Source organism: Candidatus Parvarchaeota archaeon, assembly GCA_016866895.1.
Lineage (GTDB): Archaea > Micrarchaeota > Micrarchaeia > Anstonellales > VGKX01 > VGKX01.
In genome coordinates this window covers 1-3,724 of the sequence record VGKX01000129.1, presented here as the reverse complement: position 1 = coordinate 3,724, position 3,724 = coordinate 1, and the positions used below count along the sequence as shown (strand labels likewise).

5 protein-coding genes are annotated in these 3,724 nt (G+C 47.1%); 3 read left to right on the top strand and 2 right to left on the bottom strand.

The features are described from left to right. Positions 1-400, bottom strand: a 400-nt coding sequence (locus FJZ26_04895) for a hypothetical protein (protein MBM3229743.1), incomplete at its 3' end; no start/stop codon positions are given. 138 nt (positions 401-538) lie between these two features. Here FJZ26_04895 and FJZ26_04890 point away from each other — a divergent pair. After that, positions 539-1,540, top strand: a complete 1,002-nt coding sequence (locus tag FJZ26_04890) for a hypothetical protein (GenBank protein MBM3229742.1) — start codon at positions 539-541, stop codon at positions 1,538-1,540. A 14-nt stretch (positions 1,541-1,554) separates the two neighbouring features. On the opposite strand, the gene FJZ26_04885 is transcribed toward FJZ26_04890, so the two are convergent. Continuing rightward, positions 1,555-2,169 carry a hypothetical protein gene (locus FJZ26_04885; protein ID MBM3229741.1) on the bottom strand — a complete coding sequence of 205 codons (615 nt, stop codon included), beginning with the start codon at positions 2,167-2,169 and terminating at the stop codon, positions 1,555-1,557. A 273-nt stretch (positions 2,170-2,442) separates the two neighbouring features. Between FJZ26_04885 and FJZ26_04880 the strand changes: the two genes are divergently transcribed. Further along, a complete protein-coding gene (locus FJZ26_04880) occupies positions 2,443-3,366 on the top strand; it encodes a winged helix-turn-helix transcriptional regulator (GenBank protein ID MBM3229740.1) in 924 nt (307 codons plus the stop codon). 21 nt (positions 3,367-3,387) lie between these two features. Further along, on the top strand, positions 3,388-3,724 hold a 337-nt coding region (locus FJZ26_04875; protein ID MBM3229739.1), incomplete at its 3' end, for a M20 family metallopeptidase.

The following is a 3,724-nucleotide window of genomic DNA, read 5'->3' as shown; positions in this document are numbered from 1 at the left end:
AATCAAGCATGGAAATGATTTTCTCCACCATTTCGCTTGTCTTTGCAGTGCCGCCAACATCGCGGGTGGTGACTTTTTGCCCGTAGCAATTCCGTATTGCTGCGTTCAACTTTTGCGCCGCGGACTTTTCTCCTATGTGCTCCAGCATCATTGCAGCGGAAAGCAGCATTCCAGTCGGGTTGACCACATCAAGTCCGGCATACTTTGGGGCAGAGCCGTGCACAGGCTCAAAAAGCGCGTGCTTTTCTCCGTAATTGCCTGAAGGCGCAACCTCAATAAAATCAACGCCTGCCTGGTCGATTTTTTTGGCAAGCTGCAGCGCCTGGCTTTCATTGAAGTGGACAAGTGGCGCCTGCTCGCCTTCGCGCAGCGTGGAATCTAGGATGAGTATTTTCCTCATGCAAAAAAACGCAGCTTGAAGATATATAAATACTACGTTTTTTTGAATATTTGTTCTTTTTTAGTACTATTTTTTCCGTTTTTTTCCGCTTTTCGCAGTATTTATAAATATTGGCAGAGCGTGTAATCTGGTATTTTTATGGCATTAGTTGGAGAGCTGTCGCAATCACTGGTGCACAAAGGCTCGGGGAACAAAGTCTCAAGCATTGGGGCCAAGTGGCCCCCTGGCTTTGATGCAAACAATCGTCGGCTCAAGGGCATCTACCTATCCCCAATAGAAACGCAAGGGCAGCTTGGCTCACTTTTCACGCAAGTTTCGAAAATTGAGCGCTCAAACGGACAATCCACAAGGACAACATTCAGGGCTTTTTTGCCAGAAAGCCTTGCAGAATCAATACGCCAAGATTCTGGCTCCACATATCCTGTTGAGGCTGTGATTAAGGCGGGAAATGCAGTCCCGGGCCACAGCCTGGTCTACTTTGGGAAAAACAAGCCGTCAAGGGTTCCGTCGCAGGACTTGAGGGCTGCAGAGCAAGAAAGCCTTAACACAATTGTGCAGAATGTCAGGCCGGTTGGGGAATCAAGGGCAATCGCCAGGGCGACTGAAGGCGGCTATAGCCTTGAGGTGTTTGACCCAGCCCTGGGCAATGGGGACATAAAGTCAATGCTTGAGCTATATGCTGAAGCATATCAGGTGTACACGTTTCCAATTACGCAGCAGACCATTAGCTCAATGGTTTCAAACGGGAACGTTGTTTTTGTGGCCCGGGGGGCAGATGGCAAAATAGCGTCAAGCCTGATTGCAGAGCACTGCGAGTTTGGGCTGGAAAGCGGAACGCAGGTATCGATGTTTGAGCTTTCGGATTATGCAACATTCAAACATGCCAGGGGCAATGGCCTGATAACCGCACTTCAAGTCTTTGCAATCAGCACTTTACGCGGGCTTTTTGGCAACAATGCCATCATATACTCTGAGGACCGCGCCCCCTGGCTTGCCGTCAACAAATCCTCGGCTCAGGCGGGAATGGAGTGCGCAGGCACGCTTTTGTACCACTGCAATCTTCTTTCGGATAGAAGCATTCAATACGCAAGCACTCTTGAAAGCCTCAATGTCTGGTATGCGCCCCCTGTCGGAAAATAGGTAAACTCTGGGCACTATTTCCTCTTCCCGCCTTTATAGGAAAAAAAGTGCTCCATTTCTCTAACTTTTTGCGTTGCAATTGCCTGCCCTGATTTTGTGATTATAGATTTTGGCAGCTGTTCTTTGTACCTCAAAAGAGTTGCATTGCACTCATCAATGTTTTTTGCACCGTTTCCCCTGCCGGCTATTCCGTGCATCATCATAATCGCACCAGAGCCAAGAAACGACAGCGCGTTTGCGTCATGGAAAACAACCGCCTCGGCGCAGCTTGTGTCCGGGGTGGCAAAATGCTCATGCCCCTCAATAACTTTTACCACAAGCCGTGTTTTCTCCTCAGCCAGATTCTCGCCTTGAAGTATCTGGCTTGCTATTTGGGCAGAGCGGACGGATTTGCCAACACCTATCTCCCTGTATTTGTCAAACGAGCCGAAACTATGCAGGTAGGAGGCCAAAATCAGGACAACAGGGTCGACTGCGATTCCTTCAAGTCTTGCAATCTCCAGGGCATGGCCATATATTCTGGCGCAATGTGATTGGTGCCAAGCCGAATAAGGCGCCGCTTCTTTTGAAAGCTGGCAGACCTGTTGCACAATCCTCTCATATTGGCCAAATGCCGCAGTATCGCCCATTAGTTCCCTCCATCAAGCTATATCCTAGGCCATTATAAATATATTAAAATATCCTAATGAATATTGCAAAATTTGTGAATATTATTATATATTTTATTAATTTAATCAATAATTGTGCAAAAATCTTCGAAATCAGCTGCAAAATGCAGACCTCAATTGCAACAGCCGCGCCAACTCGATTCCCTTGACTGCAAAATTCTTTATGAGCTTGATTTGGATGCAAGGATAAGCACCAGCGAAATTGCCAGGCGTCTGCGTAAAAGCAAAGAGACTGTGAATTTTCGCCTCAGGAGGCTTGTCGAAGAAGGGGTACTCAGCGGATTTTACACAATTTTTGACACAAGGAAACTTGGCCAATATTCCTACAAGCTTTATCTCAAGTTCAAAAGCATTACCCCGGGCAAGGAAAGAGAGATATACGAATATCTGCAAAGGCAGCGCAACATAATCTATCTTGCAAGCATGGAGGGATATTATGACTGCGTTGTTGTCGTATTGCTTCGCACCACTACTGACTTTACAAGTTTCCTCTACCCTTTCATGCAGTCATACGGCCAGCATGTTCTTGAAAAGGAGATGGTTGTTTTTGTTTGCACCCACAGGCTAAACCAGAGGTTCTTGCACCTTGGGCCTGAGCAGGCGGACAGGCACCATTCAAAGCAGATAGGTTCATATCGCCTCGGGGAAAATGAACTCAAAATCTGTTCCGTCATATCCTCAAATGGCAGGCTTTCGGCTCTTGAAATAGCAAGACGAACAGGCCTTGAGCCGCCTAAAGTCCAGTATGCCATAAAAAAACTAAAGCGTGATGGAATCATACTTGGCCACGCGGTTTCCCTCAACTACGACAGGCTTGGATTGACATTCTTCCAAGTGAATATTTCCCTTGTGGACCCTTCGGTAATCGGGGCCATAATAAACTACTTCAGCTCAACAAATAAGTGCCTTTTTGCAATAGAAATAGTCGGAAGGTACGACCTTATCATAGAACTTATACTGGAAAATTCTAAACAGCTTCTGGTAATTATTGATGCATTTAGGGAAAAGTTTTATGGCAAATACTACGATTACGATGTTTCTACAATAACAACGGAATTCCTAGTGCTCTGGACACCTGTATATGCTGATTTGCAGGCAAACCTGCCATGGAAGGCAGACTCGCGATCTGTGCGCAAAGAATTAAAGGCACAAGCTTGAATCATACTCTTTGGTGGGGCATTGGTCAACCTATTGTGGCTTACAAAAAAATTGGTCAGCATAAATTCGGTTTCGGGCAATGAGCTTGCCATCCAAAAGTTCATCTTCAACTTGCTGCAGCAGGAGGGCTTTAAGCCAAGGTTCCAGTTTGTCTACAAGGGCAGGCCAAACGTCGTGTGCACTAGTGGCGAGGGGAAACAACACCTTCTTCTTGACTGCCATGTTGACACAGTCCCCGCCTGCGCAGGCTGGAAGGCTAATCCGCTCAAGGTGCGCGTGCAAGGCGGCAGGATGATTGGCCTTGGGGCTGCCGACCAGAAGGCAGGCGTGGCAATACACCTCAAGCAGTTCATTGAAG